This is a genomic window from Pectobacterium aroidearum, from assembly GCF_015689195.1.
GTDB lineage: Bacteria > Pseudomonadota > Gammaproteobacteria > Enterobacterales > Enterobacteriaceae > Pectobacterium > Pectobacterium aroidearum.
This window is the reverse complement of the sequence record NZ_CP065044.1, coordinates 3,451,599-3,474,676: the sequence shown is the minus strand read 5'-3', so window position 1 is coordinate 3,474,676 and position 23,078 is coordinate 3,451,599. Positions and strand designations below refer to the sequence as shown.

Here is a 23,078-nt window from a genome sequence, read left to right as displayed (position 1 = left end):
CACCAATCTTTTCCTCTGGTTTGTCATCCTCCTCAAAACGGGCTTTGTGCTCGGTGTCTCTTTTTTAATGCTGCATATTAATATTTTTCTCTTTTTTTATTTTCTAAAGCAGTAAACTTCGCTCCCTATTTTTGGTGCGGCATGACTCCGCTGCCGGGGAATGTCTGTCAGATAACTTATTACTCAGGTATCGAAACCCACTATGCTCGAACTTTTGATTGGTGTTGCTGTAACGATTCTGGTTGGTCGTTACATTATAAAAGGGTACTCCGCGACTGGCGTGTTGCTGGTGGGAGGCCTATTACTATTGGCAATCAGTGCCATGCTGGGGAAAAATGTATTGCCAGCCAGCGCGAAAGCGACAGGTTGGAGTGCAACGGATATTGTTGAATACGTAAAAATTTTGCTGATGAGCCGCGGTGGCGATCTCGGCATGATGATTATGGTGCTGTGTGGTTTTGCCGCTTATATGACGCACATTGGTGCCAATGATGTGGTCGTTAAGCTGGTTTCCCGCCCGCTGAAAATGATTAATTCGCCTTATTTACTGATGATTGCGGCCTATTTTGTCGCCTGTCTGATGTCGCTGGCGGTGTCATCGGCAACCGGGCTGGGGGTGCTGTTAATGGCAACGCTGTTCCCCGTCATGGTGAACGTCGGCATTAGCCGTGGAGCCGCTGCCGCAATCTGTGCGTCCCCTGTGGCGCTGATCCTGTCGCCGACCTCAGGTGATGTGGTGTTGGCAGCCCAGGCATCGCAGATGAAATTAGTGGATTTCGCCTTTAAGGCCACGCTACCTATTTCGATCATTGCGATCGTGTGCATGGCCGTCGCACATTTCTTCTGGCAGCGCCATCTGGACAATAAAGCGAATGTCAGCCATGAGATTCTGGACGTCAGCGAAATCAAGACAGATGCTCCGCGTTTTTACGCCATTCTGCCGTTTACGCCGATCATTGGAGTACTGGTCTTTGATGGTAAATGGGGACCGGAACTCCACATCATCACCGTGCTGGTGATTTGTATGGCGCTGGCCGCGGTGCTGGAATTTGTGCGCTCGTTCAATGCGCAAAAAGTATTTGATGGACTGGACGTCGCTTATCGCGGGATGGCCGATGCCTTCTCTAGCGTGGTCATTCTGCTGGTCGCGGCCGGTGTTTTTGCTCAAGGTCTGGGCACTATTGGCTTTATCAGCGGCCTGATTGGCCTTGCGCAGTCGTTTGGCAGCGGTGGGTTGGTGATTATGCTGGTGCTGGTTGCGATCACGATGCTGGCAGCGATGACGACTGGTTCGGGCAATGCCCCGTTCTATGCGTTTGTTGAGCTGATTCCAAAGCTAGCGTCGCAAATGGGTATCAATCCTGCCTATCTGGCTATTCCGATGCTTCAGGCTTCCAATTTGGGCCGTACCATTTCTCCGGTATCCGGCGTGGTGGTGGCTGTTGCCGGGATGGCAAAAATATCACCGTTTGAGGTGGTGAAGCGCACATCGGTTCCTGTTCTGGTTGGACTGATTGTGGTGGTTGTTGCCACAGAAATTATGGTTCCTGCCTGATAGATAAATAGAAAACAGCCCCTAATCGAATAGAAAGGGGCTGTTGATAAACGCGGTATTTTATTTTTCGCCGCTATTACACTTCAAAATCAGTCTGTGGTTCGTCGTTTGGGGTGATACGAACCTCCATGATTCGATGGCTTTCCACCGCCAGGATAGTGAACTGATAGCGATCGATTGATAATGTATCGCCCACCTGTGGAACCCGCTGAGCGTGCTCCATCAACAGCCCCGCCAACGTATAGTATTCGCGCTTTTCATCCAGCATCAGCGGAACATACATCGTCAGGTCTTCCAGCGGAATATAGCCATTTGCGGTCCAACTGCCGTCGTCATTTTGCTGAATACCGTGGCGCGCATCGCGATCTTCTCCTTCGCGCGGTAGGTTACCCGCAATGGTTTCCATCACGTCACTTAATGTGACGATCCCTTCCATCGAACCAAATTCATCAACGACGAACGCAAAATGCGTTCTTCCTTCTCTAAACTGTTCTAAAGCCTGCAAAAGCGAAAGTTGCTCAGGGAAAACCAGCGGCTGATGAATAAGAATTCGCAGATTAAACGGCTCACGGTTCAACTGCTGTTGTAGTAAATCAGCAACATATACGATCCCCAACGGCTCGTCAGAGGTTTTGCTGTCGGTTACCACGAGCCGCGAGTGCTGATTGGTCGTTAGCAGTTTAGCGAGTGCTTCCTGTGTTATATCCAGCTCAACCGGCTCGATATCATGTCGAGACGTCATAATGCTGCTGATGGTTCGCTGCGCCAGTCCCAATACCCGTTTTATCATCCGGCGTTCCTGAAGGTTGAACACCTCCTGACCCGCCCGGGTGTTGTCTGCAATCATCGACGAGGTTTGATTGTCCAGCTCAGCCTCTTCGTGGTTGCCGCGCAAAATACGCAAAACCACTTCCGCGGTACGCTGACGTAGCGGAACCGAAGAGGAAAGAAAGCGTCGGCGGTTAAACATGGAAACCTGATTAAACATCTCAATCAGCACTGAGAAGCCTATTGCAGCATAGAGATAACCTTTAGGAATGTGATAGCCAAAGGCATCCGCGACCAGACTGAAACCAATCATCAACAGGAAGCTGAGACACAGGATGACGATGGTTGGGTGTTCAGCGACAAAGCGGGTCAGCGGTTTGCTGGCCAGCAGCATCAGGAAGATGGCAATGGTCACAGCGGACATCATTACCAGCAGATGATCGGTCATGCCGACGGCTGTAATCACGGAATCCAGTGAGAATATCGCATCCAGTACCACGATCTGCGCCACTACCGGCCAGAAACGTGCTCCTTTACGCTGGGCTTGCTGCTCCTCATCTTTCCCTTCGAGGCGTTCGTTGAGCTCCATGGTGGCTTTAAAGAGCAGGAATAGCCCGCCAACCAGCATGATGACATCACGAGCGCTGAATGTGTGCCCAAGGAGCGTGAAGAGGGGGGTAGTCAACGATACCAGCCAGGAAATAGACGCCAGCAAACACAGGCGCATAATCAGGGCAAGCAATAGACCGACGACTCTGGCTTTATCGCGTTGTTCTTTTGGTAGTTTCTCAGCCAGAATGGCGATGAAGATAAGGTTATCAATGCCCAGAACCAGCTCCAGGACAACCAGCGTGGCCAACCCGGCCCATATTGTTGGATCAGCGATCCACTCCATATCTATTTTTTCACCTTTAAATGAAGATAACCTCGATAGCGTATCAGGGCAGACACAGATGAACCAGAATTTGCAGGGATATTCTTTTTTGGGCGAGTCCGATACGAGCGTCGGCGGCCTGTCTACCCGCGCTTTCTCCCACTTTTATACGGCAGTTAACCTATATGAATGTTGTGTGACAAGTTATTTAAAACAGCGTGAAAAAGCAGCAATAAGCAAGATTTTCAGAATTATGAGCGGGATAGGTCGCGTTAGTGTTTGATAGTGTTGGTAGACAACGCATAGAATATGCCAGCCTATTTAACAGGATTTTTACGACAGGAAGGCGCGGGTTTTTGCTATGATTTTTTATTCGCATCTTACAGCTTCCTGCAAAAACGCCTCTTAGGTTGGCGGTGCATGAGGGGAGGCGAGTGCGTAGTCTTATTCTGAAAAGCTCGTCCTGGAACATCTTACCCTTGTACTCTTTACTTCGTCATCAATACTATTGGGGTGAAAATTGGCGTTGTAGACTTAGCTATATTTTTATAAATAAATCTATTGATGAGAAATATTTTGTTAGCCATGTCAGTTAGCTAGCAAATTTATGAAGTATTTACATAAAAGCAGATGGCTTACGGAGCCAGATATGTTGCCACAGGATGGTGTTCCGTACGTTGTTGACAGCGCATTGGTTGCTATAAGCCAAGGGCGGTAGCGTGTCTGATGCAGAATATTTAACGGTTGATGATGGTGCAAAAATGCAAGATTTCATCGTTGTATTTTTAAGCGCATTCGTCGCGCTGTTCTTGGTTAGAAAGGTCGCAATCAACGTCGGATTGGTGGATAAACCATGTGCACGTAAAAAGCACCGTGGAAATGTTCCTCTTGTCGGGGGCGTGTCGATTTATCTCGCGCTCTGCGTTTTATTTATGCTGCATTCTGACTGGCTTCCTGATTTCTCCCTATACATGATTTGCACTACCTTGCTATTGGTTGTCGGTGTGATTGATGACCGTTTTGACCTCCCCGTTTTTCCCCGGTTCGTTGTTCAACTGTTAATGGGTGGTTTAATGATGTACTCGGGGTTATACCTTTCATCATTAGGGGACGTGGTGTTTGGTCATGAACTGCTTTTAGGGGGATTCGGGTACGTCATTACATTGTTTGCCGTATGCGGGGCTATCAATGCCTTTAATATGATCGATGGTATTGATGGTTTACTGGGCTCACTGGCCTGTATCGCATTTTGCTCACTGTTTTTTTTATTCTATTCAGGGGGAGAACGCCAACTTGGGCTCTGGAGCCTATGCATGATGGCGGCTACGCTACCTTATCTTTTCCTGAATCTCGGCATCCCTCTGGGAAAAAGATTTAAGGTTTTTATGGGGGATGCAGGTAGCACCGTTATAGGATTTACCGTACTTTGGTTGCTGATTCTTGCTTCTCAGGGAGAAAGCGCGGTAATGAATCCAGTGACGGCGCTTTGGTTAATCGCGATCCCTTTGATGGACATGGTTGCTATCACGCTACGGCGGTTTTTGAGAGGCGATAGTCCGTTTAAGGCCGACAGGGGACATCTTCACCATATCTTGATGTCTTATGGGCTGACTTCGCGGCAGTCGTTGATGATTATTACGCTGGCGGCATTACTGTTTGCCGTTATCGGGATCATCAGCGATCGTCATCATGTGAGTCAGACTATGATGTTAGGCCTGTTTTTTGTAATGTTTACCGGTTATTTCTATTTTATACCGCGTATAGGAAAGGCGGTGCAGTGGGGACGCCGAGCCAATTCCGACGGGCTGGTAGCTAAGTTGTCAAACCGTACTGTTCAGCGTCGCTAAGCGACAAATTACCGACTTTTTATACGCTAGACTGCGGGTTCAGTTGAATAAATATTCTCTATAATCATTTGATATTTTGTAGGGATTTGTGCAATTTTGAATTAAGAGTGATGGAATAACAGGATGATAAAGCACAAGTTAAAATTGGCACCATTAGTCGTGTCTATAGCCTTTCTTAGTGGCTGTACCATAATTCCCGGAAGTCATCTTTCGACTAGTGGTAAAGAGGTTATCGAGCAGCAAGACGCTGATTTCAATATTGATAAGTTAGTGAATGTTTATCCTCTTACGCCTTATTTAATCGATAAAATGCGCGTTAAGCCATTAATCGCACAAACTAACCCTGCGTTGGAACGCGAACTACAGCAATATGAATACCGTATCGGCATTGGCGATGTCATCATGGTCACGGTATGGGATCATCCAGAACTGACGACGCCCGCTGGTACATACCGCACCGCAGCTGATACGGGGAACTGGGTGCACTCCGACGGTACAATTTTCTACCCGTATATTGGTAAAGTGAAAGTCGCTGGCAAAACGGTGACGGAAGTTCGTGATGAGGTCATGGGCCGTTTAGCAACGTATATTGAATCTCCACAGGTTGATGTTAGCATTGCCGCGTTCCGCTCTCAGAAAGCATATGTAACCGGCGAAGTTGATAAATCAGGGCAGCAACCGATCACGAATGTGCCTCTCACTGTTTTGGATGCCATCAATAGTGCTGGCGGGCTGACGGAAAATGCTGACTGGCGCAACATAGTTCTTACTCATAACGGTCAAGAGAAACGAATTTCTCTTCAGGCGTTAATGCAAAATGGCGACCTGTCTCAAAACCATCTTCTTTATCCTGGCGACATTCTCTATATACCGCGTAATGACGATCTGAAAGTGTTTGTAATGGGGGAAGTCAAAAAGCAAAGTACGCTTAAGATGGACCGCAGCGGCATGACGTTGACAGAGGCGTTAGGCAACGCAGAAGGTATGGATCAAACATTGGCTGATGCGACAGGCGTCTTTGTCATCCGTCCGCTTAGAGGAACTCAGGGGCCGAAATTGGCTGATATTTATCAGCTTAATGCCGCCGATGCGACATCTCTTGTGATGGGAGCTGAATTCCAACTGCAACCTTATGACGTGGTTTATGTAACTTCTGCACCAATCGTTCGTTGGAACCGTTTGATCTCACAACTTGCACCAACGATCTCTGCGTTTAACGATTTAAGTGAGGGGAGCCTGCGAGTTCGCACCTGGCCATAGAGATAACTATGTTTGATTCAATATTGGTTGTTTGTGTAGGTAATATCTGCCGTTCTCCTACGGGAGAACGACTATTAAAGCAGGCATTTCCTACTAAAAAAATTTCATCCGCCGGATTAGGCGCGTTGGTCGGAAAACCCGCAGACTCGACCGCAGCAGATGTGGCGAACCAGCATAATCTTTCTCTTGATGGTCATGAAGCGCAGCAACTGACTTCAGCGCTATGTCGGCAATATGATCTTATTTTGGTTATGGAGAAAGGACACATTGATGGAGTATGCCGCATTGCGCCAGAAGTCCGAGGCAAAACAATGCTGTTTGGCCGTTGGCTTAATCAGCAAGAGATTGCTGATCCATACCGCAAAAGTCGTGAAGCATTTGAATTCGTCTACTTGCAACTCGAGCAGTCCGCCCAGAAATGGGTGCAGGTATTAAGCCGTTAACAAGTCAGGGAAACCCATGGCAGAGAAAATTTCAGTAAAAACATCTGAAACGAATTCGGATGAGATTGATTTAGGTCGTTTATTAGGAACATTGCTGGATCATCGTTGGTTGATTATTGGTGTTACTGCAATTTTTACTATTATTGGTATCCTTTATGCTACGTTTGCGACTCCAATTTATAGGTCTGATGCTTTAATTCAGGTTGAACAAAATACAGGTAATGCATTGTTAAAAGATATATCCAGTGTTCTACCTGATACAAAACCTGAGTCTGCGGCTGAAATAGAATTAATTAAATCTCGTATGGTCGTTGGTAAGACGGTCAGTGATTTATCTTTAGATGTTGTTGTCCAACAAAAATATTTTCCGGTTTTTGGCAAAGGATTTGCTCGTTTAATGGAACATAAACCTGAGAAAATTGCAGTGTCTCGGCTTGATGTGCCTGCATCATGGAAAGATGAATGGTTTGAGTTGCGTATTATTGATGCTAACACTTATGAGGTCGATGTTAGTGGGGCTATAAAAGTTGAAGGAAAGGTAGGGCAGCTAACGAACCAAAATAATTTATCTATATTAGTTAGCGATATTCAGGCCGAGAATGGTACTGTTTTTCGTGTTAAGAAATTAAATAAAATTACCGCAGTTAATAATATTTTAGAAGATTTAGCCGTGGCTGATAAAGGAAAAGATACTGGTGTGCTGGCATTAAGTTACCAAGGTGAAGATCCTGATTTAACCAATAAAATATTAAATAGTATTAGCCAAAACTATCTTCAACAAAATGTTGAGCGTAAATCTGAAGAAGCAGGGAAAAGCTTGGAGTTTCTTAAAGAACAACTCCCTAATGTTCGACTAACACTTGATGAGGCTGATAATAAATTAAATAGTTATCGGCAGAAGAATGAATCTGTCGATCTTACTTTAGAAGCGAAAGCAGTATTAGAAACAATGGTCGCAGTTGAGTCTCAGCTCAATGAGTTGACGTTTAAAGAAGCTGAAATATCGAAGCTTTATACTAAAGAACATCCAGCTTATCGTGCTTTGATGGAAAAGCGGAAGACATTAGAAGAAGAACGCGGAAAAATTAATAAACGCGTAGGATCTATGCCAAAAACTCAGCAAGAAATCCTACGCTTAACGCGTGATGTAAATGTAGGGCAAGAGGTTTATATGCAACTGCTAAATAAACAGCAGGAGCTAAGTATTAATAAAGCGAGTACGGTCGGTAATGTCCGTGTTATCGACGCTGCTGCTCTTAAAATTAAGCCTGTAAAACCTAGAAAAACAGTGATAGTTCTACTGGCGATGATTGCTGGGATTGTTATATCAGCGGTCTTTGTGATACTTAAGACTTTGCTACATAAAGGACTTGAAAGCCCTGAGCAACTTGAAGAATTGGGTATTAATGTTTATGCCAGCGTACCTTTATCTGAGTGGCAGCAGAAGAAGGATAGGGCCCTATTAGGCAAAGGGAAAAAGGGTAATGTCCGGTCAACAGAATTGCTTGCCGTTGGGAATCCCGCAGATCTCGCGATTGAAGCCATCAGAAGTTTACGCACCAGTCTGCATTTCGCTATGATGGAAGCCACAAACAATGTGCTGATGATCTCTGGTGCAAGCCCTGCGATTGGTAAAACATTTGTCAGTGCGAACCTCGGAGCCGTTATCGCTCAGTCAGGGCAACGAGTACTCATCGTCGACTGTGATATGCGCAAAGGCTACGCCCATGAGCTGATGGGATGTCAGGGTACAGACGGGCTTTCCGATATACTGTCAGGACAAATTACGACAGAGAAAAGTATTCGTAAAACGGCTGTAGAAAATATGGATTTTATCCCTCGTGGACAAATCCCACCTAATCCTTCTGAATTGTTAATGCATAGCCGTTTCTCACAATTCATCGATTGGGCTACGAAGAACTACGACATTGTGTTGCTGGATACACCTCCAATTCTTGCTGTAACTGATGCTGCTGTTATTAGCAGACATGCTGGAACTTCACTTCTGGTTGCTCGCTTTGAGGTGAATACACTGAAAGAAATTGAAGTGAGTATCCGTCGTTTTGAACAGAATGGTACGGAAATCAAAGGTGTTATTCTGAATGCGATTGTAAAACGTGCGGCTAGCTACTATAGCTACGGAAATTATGATTATTATTCATACGAATATAAATCAGATAAGTAGTTTCGCTAGGTAAACGTTCTATTCTTATCCTATGGCAAGTAATTCTCTTATAGAATTACTTGCCTGAATTACATTCCTCACTCTTCATTTAAAATATAATAAATCTACTAAAATAATGTGACTAAAGCATTAGCAGTCTAAATGCCAAAGTGTTTATTGATTTTTAAACGTGTTAATTAATGAATCATTAGCAATTGCTAAGGTGTGTAACAATTATGCATTCATTTTTAAATATTAGAAAAATAAATATAATAAAATTCTCATTGGCATTTTCAGATTTTTTCTTTTTTAATATTTCCCTAATGCTCACTTTTATTTTTATTGAGCTATTCGGTTTTAATATATATTCTTTTATCCCAAACAATGAGTTCTTTGCCAGATTTGCTTCGCATGTTGTTTTCTCTGTTATTTGTGTAAGTTGGTTCTGGGTCAGATTAAGACATTACTCCTATCGTAAACCATTCTGGTTCGAGTTAAAGGAAGTTCTAAGAACCCTGGTTATTTTCTCCGTATTGGATTTGGCGTTTGTTGCGTTTTCAAAGTGGGATTTCTCCCGGTATGTTTGGGTTCTAACGTGGTTTTTTGCGCTTATTTTAGTTCCTTTGGGACGTTCGTTAACCAAACGAATTTTAGACAAGTTGAACCTTTGGAAAAAACAAACGGTCATCATTGGAAACGGTAAAAATGCCAGAGATGCCTATGCTGCTTTACAAAGCGAAGAAATTTTGGGCTTTAGCATAGTGGCGTTTTTTTCAACTAAGAAAAGCGATGATAGCCAGATCTTTAATATTCCTGTTCTCTCTTCGGAAGAGGAACTTTGGGAACAGTGCTGTTCTGAAGAAACACAGTTCATTGTTGCGGTTGACGCAGAAGATTATGAGCTGAGGGATTATTGGTTAAAATCACTAGCCAAGAAGAAGTGCCGCTCCGTCTCCGTCATTCCAACGCTGCGCGGCGTTCCTTTATATGGAACTGAAATGTCTTTCATTTTTAGCCATGAAGTCATGATTCTGCGCGTCAGCAATAATCTGGCTAAAAGAACATCACGAATAGTAAAAAGAACGTTTGATATTGTAGGGTCCATCTCTATTATTTTTGTCGCTTCCCCTTTGCTGCTATTTTTGGCTTTCTTGATTTCCAAAGATGGTGGCCCAGCTATATATGGGCATGAACGCGTAGGGCGTAATGCAAAGAAATTTAAATGCCTGAAGTTTCGTTCAATGATTGTCAACTCTCAGGAGGTACTGCAGGAGTTACTCGACAACGATCCTGAGGCAAGGGCTGAGTGGGAAAAAGATTTTAAGTTAAAAAACGATCCCAGAATCACCAAAATAGGTAATTTCATCCGGAAGACCAGTCTGGATGAGTTACCGCAATTGTTCAATGTGCTGAAAGGGGAGATGAGCCTGGTTGGCCCTCGCCCTATTGTTGAGCAAGAGTTGGAGCGCTATGCCGGTGATGTCGACTATTATCTCATGGCAAAGCCAGGAATGACCGGATTATGGCAGGTCAGCGGTAGAAATGATGTTGATTATGATACCCGTGTGTACTTTGATGCGTGGTATGTAAAAAATTGGTCACTATGGAATGATATCGCTATTTTATTTAAGACAATTAATGTTGTTTTAAAAAGAGATGGCGCGTATTAGTGATTTATCAAATGAAATCGACATTGAACAGAACATATCAATGTGCATGTTTCATGTTTTGTAATCAGTACTAAATCAGCTAATTGAAATTAGTCGAAAGTGTAAATAATAGTTGGCTTCCATTATGACGAATAAAATCACATTAATGCCTTCTGGTGTTGTTTTCGAATGTGGCTCAGAAAAAACAATTTTAGATTCAGCAATAGAACAAGGGATTGTTCTGGAACATAGCTGTAAAAATGGTTCGTGTAATGCATGTGAAGCCCACATTCTTGGTCCGCAGGGTGAAGTCCTTACTACCATTTTGACTTGTCAGGTGAAACCTGACTGCGATATGACGCTGGAAGCTGAGTATTATCCAGAACTAGCGAATATTAAAAGTAAAACAGCACCGTGCAAGGTTAACTCTATAGAATATCCTCATGAGGATATTGCGATTATTACGCTTCGTTTACCACCTACAGCAAATCTTACATTCTTGCCTGGGCAATATCTTGATCTGAAGTATCAAGGTATAGCCAGAAGCTACTCGATAGCTTCTATTCCACAAAACAATAGCAAAATTGAGCTTCATTTAAAGCGAGTGGAAAATGGTGCCATGAGTAGTAAAATATTTGGCCATCTATCTGCTAACCAATTAATGCAGCTTGAAGGACCAAAGGGCACTTTTTTCTATCGTAACAATGAACACTCAGGACCAATCATATTCCTGGCAACGGGAACAGGATTTGCGCCAATAAAATCGATTGTTACTGATTTACTTAATAAAGGTATTCAACGGGATATTTATATTTATTGGGGAAATAGAAAAAGTAAATTGTTCTATGACCCTTCCGTTGCGTTGTGGGAAAGCCAGCATGCTAATGTTAAGTGCAGTCTGGTTCTGTCTCGGCCTGAAGATGATTGGAATGGAAGATATGGTTATGTTCAAGAGTTTGTCGTTGCCGATATTAGCGACTTGAACACAGCCAGCGTCTATGCTTGTGGAAGCCAATCAATGATTGAGTCAGCAAAAGCGTTATTAATTGAGAATGGACTTCCTGCAGCTAATTTTTACTCAGATGCCTTTGTTGTATCGGGTTGAATGATAAAGCGATTAAGAAATATATATTGAATGTATTATTTGTCATCAGCTGATGACAAAAAATTAAAGAGTAGGAACCAACTAGGAGCGTTCCATGAAAGCGGTGATACTTGCAGGTGGGTTAGGTACCAGGCTGAGCGAAGAAACGGTGACTAAGCCTAAGCCCATGGTTGAAATTGGTGGGAAACCTATCTTATGGCATATCATGAAGATGTACTCTTATCATGGCATAAATGAATTCATCATATGCTGTGGATATAAGGGATATGTTATTAAGGAGTATTTTGCGAATTATTTCCTGCACATGTCTGATATCACCTTCAATATGAAGGATAATGAAATGACGGTGCTTCAAAAACGTGCAGAGCCCTGGAAGGTTACGCTCGTCGATACTGGCGATCACTCCATGACTGGAGGCCGCCTGCGCCGCGTTTCTGAATATATTAAAGATGATGAGTGCTTTTGTTTTACCTACGGTGACGGGGTATGCGGCGTTGATATTCAAGATACGATCGCCTTCCATAAGCGCCATGGTAAGCTTGCTACATTGACGGCGACATTACCGCCGGGTCGTTTCGGAGCACTCGAATTATCCAATGGACAGGTGCAAAGTTTTAAAGAGAAACCAAAAGGCGATGGCGCCTTGATTAATGGTGGTTTCTTTGTTTTATCTCCTAAGGTGCTGGACCTCATTGACGGTGACAGCAGCGTTTGGGAACAATCACCTCTGATGACTCTGGCCGCACAGGGTGAGTTGATGGCTTATGAGTACACGGGTTTCTGGCAGCCAATGGATACGTTGAGAGACAAAATGCTTCTTGATGAACTTTGGCAAAATGGTGAGGCTCCTTGGAAAAAATGGGAGTAGACAGCGTGGTGAATTCAGCATTTTGGCAAGGCAAAAAAGTCTTCGTGACGGGGCACACTGGCTTCAAAGGTAGTTGGTTATGCCTGTGGCTGCAGAGTATGGGGGCAGAGGTAAAAGGGTACGCGTTGGAGGCACCGACGACCCCGTCTATTTATCAATCTGCCTGTGTTGAAGAAGGGATGTCCAGCGAAATTGAGGATATCCGTGATTACCAGAAAATGGAAGACAGTATCAGAGCATTTGGCCCTGAAATTGTTTTCCACATGGCGGCGCAGCCGCTTGTCAGGCTTTCGTACGATATTCCTGTTGATACTTACGCGACGAATGTCATGGGTACCGTGCATTTGCTGGAAGCGGTGCGTAAAATCGGTGGCGTTAAAGCCGTAGTCAATATTACCAGCGATAAGTGCTACGAAAACAAAGAATGGGTTTGGGGATATCGTGAGAACGAACCCATGGGTGGCTATGACCCTTACAGTAACAGCAAAGGCTGTGCTGAATTGGTCGCTGCAGCATATCGACAGTCATACTTTAACGCTGATAAATATCAGGAACATGGCTGTGCGCTGGCTTCGGTCAGAGCGGGTAATGTGATCGGCGGTGGTGATTGGGCACTCGATCGTCTTATTCCCGATATTCTTAAGGCATTTGAAGAGCAACGTCCCGTCTTGATTCGCAGTCCGCACGCTATCCGCCCTTGGCAGCATGTGCTTGAGCCGCTGTCTGGTTATCTCTGCATTGCGCAGGCGCTTTATCTAAACGGTACGGCGTATGCAGAGGGCTGGAACTTTGGACCGCTAGATGAAGATGCCCAACCGGTTCAATGGATTGTTGAAAAGATGGTTGGTGCGTGGGGCAAGGATGCATCATGGATTCTGGATGATGGTGAACACCCCCACGAAGCACACTATCTGAAGCTAGATTGTTCCAAGGCTAAAATGCGTTTGAATTGGGCACCAGTATGGCGGCTTGAAGAGACGCTGAACCGCATTGTCACGTGGCACAAAGCTTGGTTAGCTGGTGCAGATATGCGCCAGATTACGTTAAATGAAATACATGATTATATGAAAACTCAAAACGATAAAGGTCACTATTGATGAGCACCCAAAACCTAAGAGAAGACATCGCTAAACTGGTCGAACAATATGCTAACCAGGCTTTTGCCTCCAAAGTATTTTTGGCTGGTGAAAGTATCATCCCTCCTGCGGGCAAAGTGATCGGTGCTCCAGAAATCAAAATGATGGTTGATGCTTGTCTGGATGGCTGGCTGACAACAGGGCGTTTTAACCGTGAATTTGAACGCCGTTTGGGTGAATTCCTTGGTGTAAAACATGTTCTGACGACAGTATCAGGTTCTGCCGCTAACCTTCTGGCTCTGGCTACGCTGACGTCCCCGAAACTGGGTGATCGTGCGTTAAAGGCGGGTGACGAAGTGATTACTGTTGCTGCAGGGTTTCCAACCACGGTTAACCCATCGATTCAGTATGGCCTGATTCCTGTTTTTGTTGATGTTCATATTCCTACTTACAATATCGACCCCAGCAAAATTGAAGCGGCAATCAGTGATAAAACACGTGCGATTATGATCGCCCATACTCTGGGGAATGTGTTTGATTTATCTGAAGTTAAGAGAATTGCCGATAAATACAATCTCTGGCTGATTGAAGACTGCTGTGATGCGTTGGGTGCCAAATACAACGGTCAGATCGTTGGCACATTTGGTGACATTGCTACCGTAAGTTTCTACCCTGCGCACCATATTACTATGGGCGAAGGCGGTGCCGTCTTTACTAATTCATCCGAATTGAAAACGATCACTGAATCTTTCCGCGATTGGGGACGTGATTGCTACTGTGAGCCGGGCTGTGATAACACCTGTAATAATCGATTCGGCCAGAAATTAGGTTCCCTGCCTTTTGGCTATGACCATAAATATACCTATTCACATGTTGGGTACAATCTCAAAATTTCGGACATGCAAGCGGCATGTGGCCTGGCGCAAATGGATCGTCTGCCTGATTTTGTAGCGAAACGTAATGCTAACTTCGACTATCTGAAAGCGGGGCTCGCATCATGTGAAGAGTTCATCGAGCTGCCTGAAGCTACACCGAATGCTGAGCCATCATGGTTCGGTTTCCCGATTACCCTTAAAGAAGAAAGCGGGATTAGTCGTGTTGATCTGATCAAATTCCTGGACGATGCCAAAATTGGTACTCGTTTATTATTTGCAGGTAACCTGACTCGCCAGCCTTACTTTGAAGGAGTGAAATACCGTGTTGTCGGTGAATTAACCAATACTGACCGTATCATGAACCAGACTTTCTGGATCGGCATTTATCCGGGATTAGATACTGAACATTTGGATTTTGTGATCGGAAAATTTGAAGAATTCTTTGGGTTGAATTTTTAACATGAAGAAAGTATTGATTACCGGAATTACAGGTTTCATCGGTAGTCATGTAGCAGAGGCCCTTATAAAAGAGGGCTTCTGTGTAATTGGCTATAAGCGTTCTACGTCTGATTTATGGCGTTTGCAAGAAATAAAATCAGAAATAATATTTTACGATATCGATAGAGTTCCTCTCGACTCTGCATTTTCGCAACATAAGATTGATTATATGATACATCTAGCGACCTTATATCGAAAATTTGATAACGAGAATGATTTTATCGACCAAATGAATTCTAATGTTACGTTTCCCACAGCTTTATTGGGATTGTGTGAAAAATATAGAGTTAAAGGGTTTATTAATACTGGAACGTTTTTTGAGCTTGATTGTAGCCAGCAACCAGTTTCAGTAAATGCCAGCGAAAAAGCATTTAATTTTTATGCGAAAACTAAGCTTGCTTTTCAGCATATCCTAAAAACTTATCAGGATAGTGTTCCATCGATAACCTTTAGAATTTTTTCACCTTATGGTGAAAAAGATAATGCCAAATTGATACCTACGGTTATTCAGAAATCATTGAGAGGAGATAAGGTTTCTCTTTCTGATGGATTGCAAAAAATTGACCCTATTTATATAAGTGACGTTGTTAGTGCTTATATTTCTGGTGTTAAAAGTTTTGAGGGGGAGAGGGGGTATCGAGTATACAATCTAGGTTCTGGCCGCGCTATCAGCATCAGGGAACTTATTTCTATAATAGAACAACATCTCTGCAAAACGGTTGATAAGGAGTGGGGCGAACCATCGAAAAATGATATTCCTATAGCGTATGCTGATATTTCTACGCTGCAATCTGAGTTGAATTGGTCTCCTAAGTATACAATACATCAGGGCATTAGTAGGACAATTGATTACTACAAAGATTTGGAGGGATGAAGTGAAAATAAATGCTACAAATCTAGATGGCATCTACGAGATAGATAATAAATTATTTAAAGATGAACGTGGTTTTTTTGTTAAAACTTTTCATGCTCCGACTTTTATTGAAAATGGATTAGAGGGGGATTTTACAGAGAGTTTTTATTCAACTTCACATAAGGGGGTACTGCGAGGAATGCACTTTCAACTTCCACCTTATGATCATACAAAATTGGTTTATTGTGTTAGTGGCGAAATTTTGGATGTCGTTGTAGATATTCGTATCGGTTCAAAGACATTTGGAGAGTATTTTTCAACGACACTGTCGTCGGAAAAAGCAAATGCACTGTACATTGGCCGAGGTTATGCTCATGGATTTCTGGCTTTATCGGAAAGTGCAACAATGGTTTATATGACGTCCACGGTTCATGCTCCTGATCATGACTCAGGTATTCGCTGGGATAGCTTTGGTTTTGATTGGAATGGTAAGGATGTGAAATACATAATCTCACAAAGAGATTTAAATTTTCCATTATTAAAATCATGGTAATATTTTTATTATGCATAGTGTAGGAAAAAAGCAGATCATTACTGGGTATTTGTCTCAAATACTTAGTATAGGTTATGGGGTTCTTTTGCTACCTTTTATGTTGGCTTATTTGCCTCAGGAGCAAGTTGCTTTTTGGATGATTATTTTAGCTGTAATTAGTTTTACTGGAGTTCTCGATTTTGGTTTTTCGCCAACAATATTAAGAGCGGTTTCTTACGCTTATAATGGTGCGGATAAAATAGTTTCAGAAGGGTTTTCATTAGGTGATAATAGTAAGTTAAACAAAAGGAATGATATGTTGCTGGGTGATATATATATATCATCGAAAAAGATATATAGGACAATATCTGCAGTGGCTTTTAGCCTTTTGCTTTTACTTGGTACATATTATATTCATGGTTTTACTATTAAATCAGATATTCCAAATGTATGGTGTTTATGGGCAATCTTTGTTATTGGTTTTGTTTTAAATATATATTATTTATATTTAAACCCCATACTGATGGGTGTAAATAAAATTTATGAGAGCAATGTATCAAATATAATTATAAAGACTGCGTGGATAATATTTAGTATTTTGGGATTGATAATAACAAAAAGTGTTTTGTCATTAGCTATCTCATATCTTTTGGGGGTTCTCCTTGGTCGGGTTTATTGTATATATGCTCTAAGGAATGAACCGTTTTTATTACATGATGGAAATGATAAAACTAAATCAGTTTTATCAGCGATGATACCAAATTCCTTTAGATTAGGTGCTGTTACATTTGGCGCATATCTTATAAATAAAGCATCTATTTTCATCGGGGGAGTTTATTTAAATAGTCAAGATTTAACATCATTCGCTATTGCTATGCAAGTTTTAAGTGTCAATATGGCGATATCACAAGTGTATTTTAATTTAAATATACCCAAGTTTGCTATGACACACGTGAATGATTCTAGTGAAAATTGGTTCTTGTACAAAAAAGTACTGTTACGTTCATTACTGATTTTTTTTATTGTGGCTTTTTTTTCGGTGACACTAGGTAGTTATTTTCTTTCTTTTCTGAAAGAAGGAAGTCACCTGCCATCCAAAAGTGCTCTTCTGTTAATTTTCTGTTTTGGGGCACTGGAACTAAACCATACTATAGCAGCCACTTATATAACAACTAAAAACACAGTGCCTTTTTTATATCCAGCATTGATATCAGGTATTGTTATTGTATTATTGATATATGTCTCGATGCGTTTTTTTTCACCGTCAATGTATTTCTTGATTGTTATACCAGGTGTTATTCAACTTTTATATAACAACTGGAAATGGCCATATATGATATATAAAGATTTTCATGTTAAATGAATTTAAAGAAAGAGCGTTATGATGAATGATAATTATTCGGTTTTTTTTAATTCTTATAATGATGAGGATGAGTTTCTTCTGACAATAGCAATACCGACATATAATCGATTTGCTCTATTGAATGAAACATTAAAAAGTTGTTTTATTCAAAACTTTATTTTTCCAGTTGAAGTTATTATTGTTGATAATAATTCTATTGAGTTAAAAGAACGTCATGAGTTCATCGCTAAAAATAAAAAATTAGGTAGGTTTAAGTATGTAATAAACCATGAAAACTTAGGGATGTTTGGCAATTGGAATCAATGCCTTTCTTTAGCAAAAGGAAAGTATATTACTATATTACATGACGATGATGTGTTTAACGATAATTTTTCGGTCGCTATAAATAGAATGTTTCCTGATATGACAGAAGGGAGTATTCCTATTTTTGGTTTCGATAGTTACATATCAGATGAGAGATTGAAAAAAAGCGAAAAAATAAATAATGTATCGAATAATATACGCCAAAAAAAGTATTATTCGAAAATTGATTTTTTTATATCAAATCGCTTTAATGGTACCCTTTCTGTTGTCATGGATCGGAAAAAAAGTATTGCTCTTGGCGGGTTTATTGCTGATTGGGCCCCTGTAGCTGACTATGAGTTTTGGTGTCGATGGACGACCTCTATAAGCGGTATTCTCAAGTTAAATGATAAGGTTGCCGTATATAGAATTAATGAAAATGAAAGTATGAAAAAAGAAGTGCAGGATGCGTTCATTTACAAATCTAATTTACTAAGGAATTATTTAATAGATTCGAAAAAAGTACCAAAAATCATGAGGCATACGATATATACATTAATGCAAATGCAAAAACACTCTGTTAATTGTATTTGGGGGCTGGAAGAATCAACAAAATCTGTTGGCATCTTTAGTCGGTCTTTTATCAAGTTGATAAGCTTTTTTGCTCAATTGAAATTTTTTAATAATCGCTAGTATTTTTATTGAATTTTCATTTATCGTATTAATTTTCCTCCATTGATTAATTTTGGTATCTAGTATGAAAAGAGTTTTATATGTATGTCCTGAGTTTCCGGTTAACCCAGATAGCGGCGGGAAAAAGGTCTTTTTTAAAAATTTAGCATCGTTAGTTAATTCTGATTATATTAGTCACTTGGATTGTGTTTTTATTGATGTTGACCTTAAGTCTACTATTGATGACTTTCCTCTCCATATAAAATGTAATGGACGTTTTTTTTTATTTGAAAGGCATGGAAAAAAGGCTGAACAACTCACACTAGTGGAGAAGTTATTTTCTTTTGTTCGATATGTTTTTAACTCTAACCCTAGGTTTGTTCATGTCAGAAACAATCCTAAGGCTAAAGACGAGATAAAGGAATTAATTGAAAAAAATAACTATGATGTAATTATATCTGATCATCTTGCGTCATATGCTTTAGTTAAAAATTATGCTGACTCTGTCACTCACATTAGCCATAATATAGAAAGTGATATATTTGTAGATAGGTTTAAGTATGCAAAAGGAATTGAGCGATACTTCTCTCTTATGGAGTTATTTAAAACCAAACGATTAGAAAGGAAAATATATGGTCAATTTAAAGATATATATTTCCTTTCCGATTTCGATAAAATGAAAGCTGAAGATATATTTGGTTTAAATAATACTAAGCTTGGTTCTTTTGTTATTCCTTTTCACGATATAGGTATTGATATTTCTCAAAATAAGAAAAATATTGTTTTTATCGGTGGTGAGGGGTATTTCCCTAATAAAGAAGCGATTGAATGGGTTTGTAATGAATTAGCTCCACTTACACATGATATTAGCTATCAAATTATAGGTGGAAATAATAATTTAAGTAATAAATACAAACATGTTAGTAATGTGCATTTCTTGGGGTTTCTTAGTGAAGAGTTATTGACTGAAACGGTTAGGAATGCCCGGCTTATGATATCACCTGTAATATTTGGCTCTGGCATTAAGATTAAGGTTGTTGAAGCACTTTCATATGGCTTGCCGTGTTTTTGTACTATTGAGTCAATGAAAGGAATAGAAATCCGAGATGGATGTAAGCCATTCGATAGAAACAGGCCTATAGCTGAGATAGCTGATGAGCTCGAAGCACTGATAAATAATAGTACTGAACTAAAAAAAATGAGTTCTTCTATTGTTGATTTTTATGCTGAAAACAAAAGAAATTTAATAACTGATATAATAAAGGATTCGTAAGTGGGCAAGATATCTATAGATAGATTAGGCGGCTTTGTTATTTCATTTGTTGCAGTTATATTCATGATTTATTTTCAGTTTTCATCGCTCCCTCTTTTTTTGGTGTCTCTTTTAGGGTTTTTTTTTATATTGTATAACCGAGTTGATTATAGGCGTATTGAGTTTTCATTTATTGCGCCGTGGTGTGTTCTATTGCTTTTTTCAGAACTGAATTTGACTTATTATTATAGAAATATATCGCCTGAAACTGCTTATTTAATATCCGTTCCGATATTATCTGGAATTATTCTTTCTTCTTTTAGCAGGAGAAAGGGAGCGCTATATGAACCCTTGCCTGAAAAAGTGAAAACAAGTCGACTTAATTTCTTTCTTTTTTTACTATATGCTTTGTTCTCTTTGAATTTTATATGGAGTGGTTTCATTCCTTTAGTTTCTCAGTTTGTTTCAGGGTATAGTAATTACAAGGATTTTGGCGTTTCTAGTTTAAATGGCTTTATAAATTCTTTTGCACTGTCATTGTGTGTCATTCTTTTCTATTTTCGAAAGCAAAACGAAAGATTTAAAATCCACATATACATCATTGTTTTTGTTTTCATTGCTACGTTCACTCGGCAGAACATAATTACTATATTCCTTGAATTATTAGTGATTAAATCTCTAGGTACACAATCTAAAAATCTAACTAAGATATCTGTAGTACTATTTTTTGCCCTTGTCATATTTGCATTTCTAGGTGAGTTGCGCAGTGGTGATATTAAAGAACTGATTCATGTAAGGCCTGAGTATAATTTTCTGCCATCAATGTTTTATTGGGTTTATTCATATAGCTATTTTAATGTGTTAAATCTTGATAATTTAATTACATCTGGATATGTCGGATTAAACAATGGTTATGCATTCTCTACTCTTATACCTAGTGTTTTTAGAGGGGTGGGAGGGAATGAGGTTGAATTGGTTTTAGATTTAGATAATTTAAATGTATCATCATACCTCATGCCTATTGTGCAAGATTGGGGTGTCGGTTTTAGCATTTTGTTTACTTTTTTTGTTTTTGCTGTTGCTGTTTTAATACAGAGTAGCATGCTAAAAAAACCATCATTCTTAACTGTTTCATGTTTTTCAGTTCTTTATTTTTGTTCTATATTCTCTTTCTTTGTCAATTTTTGGCTTTATCTTCCTGTTATTTTTCAACTGGTTTTTTTTGTTTTTTTTAGATTTTTTCTAGTGAGGAGAGAGACGTGTTAATTTCAGTGATTATAGTTAGCTATAATAGTTTTAACTATCTAGAGTGGAATGTTCCTGTATTGGATGGAATGAGTTTTATAAATGAAATTATTATTGTTGATAATGGGTCTTCAATTGATATTGAAAAAATAAAAAATCTTTCTAATAGATATAAAAAAGTAAAGGTTAATTGCGGTGAAAATGTTGGTTTTAGTCAGGCGAATAACCTAGGTGTTGAGTTGTCATCTTCTCTTAGTGAATATATTTTATTTCTTAATCCAGACGCCATAATAGATGAATTTAATCTAGGACTACTCACTGAACGGTTAGATGGTAATCCAGACTTGGTTGCTATATCTGCGGTGTTAAAGTCATTTGATTTTGAAAATAAAAAAGAATTAGTACACTATGATTCATTAGGGATATATAAGTCAGGGTTTTCATGGAAAGATATTGTGAATCCTAATGATATTCGGATTTTTGATGGGTTATCATACCCTGATGCATTGTGTGGTGCTTTAATTCTGGTTAGGAAATCAATCGTAAATAACCTTATAATAAAAGATGGTTATTTTTTTAACCCAAGATTTTTTATGTATAAAGAAGATATTGAATTATCTATTAGGCTGCGTGAAATTGGACGCATAGCTGTAGACCATAATACGCTGGCTTTCCACTGTCGAGGATGGAGTAGTCGAAAAAAAATGTCCAGGATGTCAAGGTTACAATCGGCTAAAAATGAAGTTATTATCAATTTCAGATATGATGTTACTTCTCTTCCATATTCTATTTTTAAATTATCTTATGTCTTCTTTATTGAGGATAATTTGTTTTTTTTATTGCGTTTATTTAGGTCGTAGGTGCTGATTTATTGAGAATGTTGTGCTTTAAATTTTATGTGGAATGCTTTTCTGTGAAAGAATGTAGATGATATTAAAGTTTACAGTGGGCTTGGGGTTATTATGGGTTTTTCTCTTGTTATACCGGTTTATAATGCAGGGACGATGTGGGCAGAGGTCATTAGTTCAATTAAATCTCAAACCACGCAGCCTGAAAGCGTTATTATTATTGATTCAAGCTCTACAGATAATACCGTAAAGTATGCCCTTGAGACTGGCTTTGAAGTCCATCACATAGATAAATCGACCTTTGATCATGGAGGCACTCGCTCCATGGCATTAGAAAAAGTTAACACCGAGTTTGTGATTTATATGACCCAGGATGCGATATTGCAGAATGATGAGGCGTTTTTCCATCTTCTCAGCGCATTCAATAATGAAAGTGTGGGGGCCGTCTATGGACGTCAACTCCCTCACCATGATGCGAACCCACTTGCCACACACGCTCGGTTACATAGCTACGGCGAAGTTGGATATGTGACATCGATGGACGATGAGTTTCCTCAGGGCTTCCGCAAGGCATTTATGTCCAACTCTTTTTCCGGGTATCGAGTCAGTGCGCTGCGTCAGGTCGGCGGGTTCCCGGCAAAACTTATCCTGGGTGAAGACGCTTACGTGGCTGCACGGATGCTATCTGCAGGAATAAGAGTGGCTTATACGCCGCAAGCTCTTGCTCGTCATTCCCACAATTACAGCGTCGGTGAAGAATTTAAGCGCTATTTTGACATTGGCGTCTTCCATAAAACGCAAGAGTGGATGTTGGCAAGCCTTGGTAAGGTCGAAGGCGAGGGGGTAAAATTTGCCTGTGGTCAAATTGGTTACCTGTTAAAAAATAATCATTATCAGTATATCCCTTTTTCTGTTGCGAGTTCGGGGGCAAAGTATTTGGGATATAAGTTGGGTAAGAATTATCATCGCCTGAATCGCTCGCTGTGCAAAAAATTGTCTATGTACAAGAGTTATTGGAATTCTTCTGTTTGAGATATATAAGGATGTAA

At 40.5% G+C, this 23,078-nt stretch carries 19 protein-coding genes; 18 read left to right on the top strand and 1 reads right to left on the bottom strand.

What is annotated here, in order from left to right:
• Positions 1–202: 202 nt before the first annotated feature.
• Positions 203–1,555: an anaerobic C4-dicarboxylate transporter DcuC gene (gene dcuC / locus I2D83_RS15530; protein ID WP_205946882.1), complete on the top strand. Its 1,353-nt coding sequence runs from the start codon at positions 203–205 to the stop codon at positions 1,553–1,555.
• A 76-nt stretch (positions 1,556–1,631) separates the two neighbouring features.
• Here dcuC and I2D83_RS15525 read toward each other — a convergent pair whose 3' ends face one another.
• Positions 1,632–3,218 (bottom strand): TerC family protein, encoded by a 1,587-nt coding sequence (locus tag I2D83_RS15525; RefSeq protein ID WP_015839568.1) that lies wholly within the window; start codon positions 3,216–3,218, stop codon positions 1,632–1,634.
• 740 nt (positions 3,219–3,958) lie between these two features.
• Here I2D83_RS15525 and wecA point away from each other — a divergent pair.
• The 17 genes from wecA (at position 3,959) to I2D83_RS15440 (ending at position 23,061) form a co-directional block, all read left to right on the top strand.
• Positions 3,959–5,044 carry a UDP-N-acetylglucosamine--undecaprenyl-phosphate N-acetylglucosaminephosphotransferase gene (wecA, locus tag I2D83_RS15520; RefSeq protein ID WP_205948206.1) on the top strand — a complete coding sequence of 362 codons (1,086 nt, stop codon included), beginning with the start codon at positions 3,959–3,961 and terminating at the stop codon, positions 5,042–5,044.
• Positions 5,045–5,167: 123 nt separating this feature from the next.
• A complete protein-coding gene (locus I2D83_RS15515) occupies positions 5,168–6,304 on the top strand; it encodes a polysaccharide export protein (RefSeq protein WP_205946881.1) in 1,137 nt (378 codons plus the stop codon).
• Positions 6,305–6,312: 8 nt separating this feature from the next.
• Positions 6,313–6,747 carry an arsenate reductase/protein-tyrosine-phosphatase family protein gene (locus I2D83_RS15510; RefSeq protein WP_205946880.1) on the top strand — a complete coding sequence of 145 codons (435 nt, stop codon included), beginning with the start codon at positions 6,313–6,315 and terminating at the stop codon, positions 6,745–6,747.
• A 16-nt stretch (positions 6,748–6,763) separates the two neighbouring features.
• Positions 6,764–8,932, top strand: coding sequence for a tyrosine-protein kinase Wzc (gene wzc / locus I2D83_RS15505; protein ID WP_205946879.1), 2,169 nt, complete (start codon positions 6,764–6,766; stop codon positions 8,930–8,932).
• 215 nt (positions 8,933–9,147) lie between these two features.
• Positions 9,148–10,581, top strand: a complete 1,434-nt coding sequence (gene wbaP, locus I2D83_RS15500) for an undecaprenyl-phosphate galactose phosphotransferase WbaP (protein ID WP_205946878.1) — start codon at positions 9,148–9,150, stop codon at positions 10,579–10,581.
• Positions 10,582–10,705: 124 nt separating this feature from the next.
• Positions 10,706–11,665, top strand: coding sequence for a CDP-6-deoxy-delta-3,4-glucoseen reductase (locus I2D83_RS15495; protein WP_205946877.1), 960 nt, complete (start codon positions 10,706–10,708; stop codon positions 11,663–11,665).
• 94 nt (positions 11,666–11,759) lie between these two features.
• A complete protein-coding gene (rfbF, locus tag I2D83_RS15490; protein ID WP_181848259.1) occupies positions 11,760–12,533 on the top strand; it encodes a glucose-1-phosphate cytidylyltransferase in 774 nt (257 codons plus the stop codon).
• Positions 12,534–12,538: 5 nt separating this feature from the next.
• Positions 12,539–13,630 carry a CDP-glucose 4,6-dehydratase gene (rfbG, locus tag I2D83_RS15485; RefSeq protein WP_205948205.1) on the top strand — a complete coding sequence of 364 codons (1,092 nt, stop codon included), beginning with the start codon at positions 12,539–12,541 and terminating at the stop codon, positions 13,628–13,630.
• On the top strand, positions 13,630–14,943 hold the full coding sequence (gene rfbH, locus I2D83_RS15480) for a lipopolysaccharide biosynthesis protein RfbH (RefSeq protein ID WP_205946876.1): 1,314 nt from the start codon (positions 13,630–13,632) through the stop codon (positions 14,941–14,943). The genes rfbG and rfbH overlap by 1 nt, the downstream gene beginning before the upstream one ends.
• 1 nt (position 14,944) lies before the next feature.
• Positions 14,945–15,856, top strand: a complete 912-nt coding sequence (locus I2D83_RS15475) for an NAD-dependent epimerase/dehydratase family protein (protein WP_129703740.1) — start codon at positions 14,945–14,947, stop codon at positions 15,854–15,856.
• Position 15,857: 1 nt separating this feature from the next.
• Entirely contained in the window at positions 15,858–16,388 is a 531-nt protein-coding gene (gene rfbC / locus I2D83_RS15470; RefSeq protein WP_129703742.1) for a dTDP-4-dehydrorhamnose 3,5-epimerase, read from the top strand.
• A 10-nt stretch (positions 16,389–16,398) separates the two neighbouring features.
• Complete coding sequence (gene wzx / locus I2D83_RS15465; protein ID WP_205946875.1) at positions 16,399–17,730, top strand: O-unit flippase-like protein; 1,332 nt, start codon at positions 16,399–16,401, stop codon at positions 17,728–17,730.
• An 18-nt stretch (positions 17,731–17,748) separates the two neighbouring features.
• On the top strand, positions 17,749–18,705 hold the full coding sequence (locus I2D83_RS15460; RefSeq protein ID WP_241007231.1) for a glycosyltransferase family 2 protein: 957 nt from the start codon (positions 17,749–17,751) through the stop codon (positions 18,703–18,705).
• A gap of 64 nt (positions 18,706–18,769) precedes the next feature.
• Entirely contained in the window at positions 18,770–19,957 is a 1,188-nt protein-coding gene (locus I2D83_RS15455; RefSeq protein WP_205946874.1) for a glycosyltransferase, read from the top strand.
• The gene (locus tag I2D83_RS15450; RefSeq protein ID WP_205946873.1) at positions 19,958–21,202 is read left to right on the top strand and encodes an O-antigen polymerase; all 1,245 of its coding nucleotides are present in this window, start codon (positions 19,958–19,960) and stop codon (positions 21,200–21,202) included.
• The gene (locus I2D83_RS15445; RefSeq protein ID WP_205946872.1) at positions 21,196–22,041 is read left to right on the top strand and encodes a glycosyltransferase family 2 protein; all 846 of its coding nucleotides are present in this window, start codon (positions 21,196–21,198) and stop codon (positions 22,039–22,041) included. The genes I2D83_RS15450 and I2D83_RS15445 overlap by 7 nt, the downstream gene beginning before the upstream one ends.
• Before the next feature lie 102 nt (positions 22,042–22,143).
• Positions 22,144–23,061, top strand: a complete 918-nt coding sequence (locus I2D83_RS15440) for a glycosyltransferase family 2 protein (protein WP_205946871.1) — start codon at positions 22,144–22,146, stop codon at positions 23,059–23,061.
• The last annotated feature ends 17 nt before the right edge of the window (positions 23,062–23,078 follow it).

Coding starts and splice junctions, on each gene's coding strand:
- dcuC (WP_205946882.1), top strand. CDS start 203: ATGCTCGAACTTTTGATTGGTGTTGCTGTAACGATTCTGGTTGGTCGT.
- I2D83_RS15525 (WP_015839568.1), bottom strand. CDS start 3,218: ATGGAGTGGATCGCTGATCCAACAATATGGGCCGGGTTGGCCACGCTG.
- wecA (WP_205948206.1), top strand. CDS start 3,959: ATGCAAGATTTCATCGTTGTATTTTTAAGCGCATTCGTCGCGCTGTTC.
- I2D83_RS15515 (WP_205946881.1), top strand. CDS start 5,168: ATGATAAAGCACAAGTTAAAATTGGCACCATTAGTCGTGTCTATAGCC.
- I2D83_RS15510 (WP_205946880.1), top strand. CDS start 6,313: ATGTTTGATTCAATATTGGTTGTTTGTGTAGGTAATATCTGCCGTTCT.
- wzc (WP_205946879.1), top strand. CDS start 6,764: ATGGCAGAGAAAATTTCAGTAAAAACATCTGAAACGAATTCGGATGAG.
- wbaP (WP_205946878.1), top strand. CDS start 9,148: ATGCATTCATTTTTAAATATTAGAAAAATAAATATAATAAAATTCTCA.
- I2D83_RS15495 (WP_205946877.1), top strand. CDS start 10,706: ATGACGAATAAAATCACATTAATGCCTTCTGGTGTTGTTTTCGAATGT.
- rfbF (WP_181848259.1), top strand. CDS start 11,760: ATGAAAGCGGTGATACTTGCAGGTGGGTTAGGTACCAGGCTGAGCGAA.
- rfbH (WP_205946876.1), top strand. CDS start 13,630: ATGAGCACCCAAAACCTAAGAGAAGACATCGCTAAACTGGTCGAACAA.
- I2D83_RS15475 (WP_129703740.1), top strand. CDS start 14,945: ATGAAGAAAGTATTGATTACCGGAATTACAGGTTTCATCGGTAGTCAT.
- wzx (WP_205946875.1), top strand. CDS start 16,399: ATGCATAGTGTAGGAAAAAAGCAGATCATTACTGGGTATTTGTCTCAA.
- I2D83_RS15460 (WP_241007231.1), top strand. CDS start 17,749: ATGATGAATGATAATTATTCGGTTTTTTTTAATTCTTATAATGATGAG.
- I2D83_RS15455 (WP_205946874.1), top strand. CDS start 18,770: ATGAAAAGAGTTTTATATGTATGTCCTGAGTTTCCGGTTAACCCAGAT.
- I2D83_RS15440 (WP_205946871.1), top strand. CDS start 22,144: ATGGGTTTTTCTCTTGTTATACCGGTTTATAATGCAGGGACGATGTGG.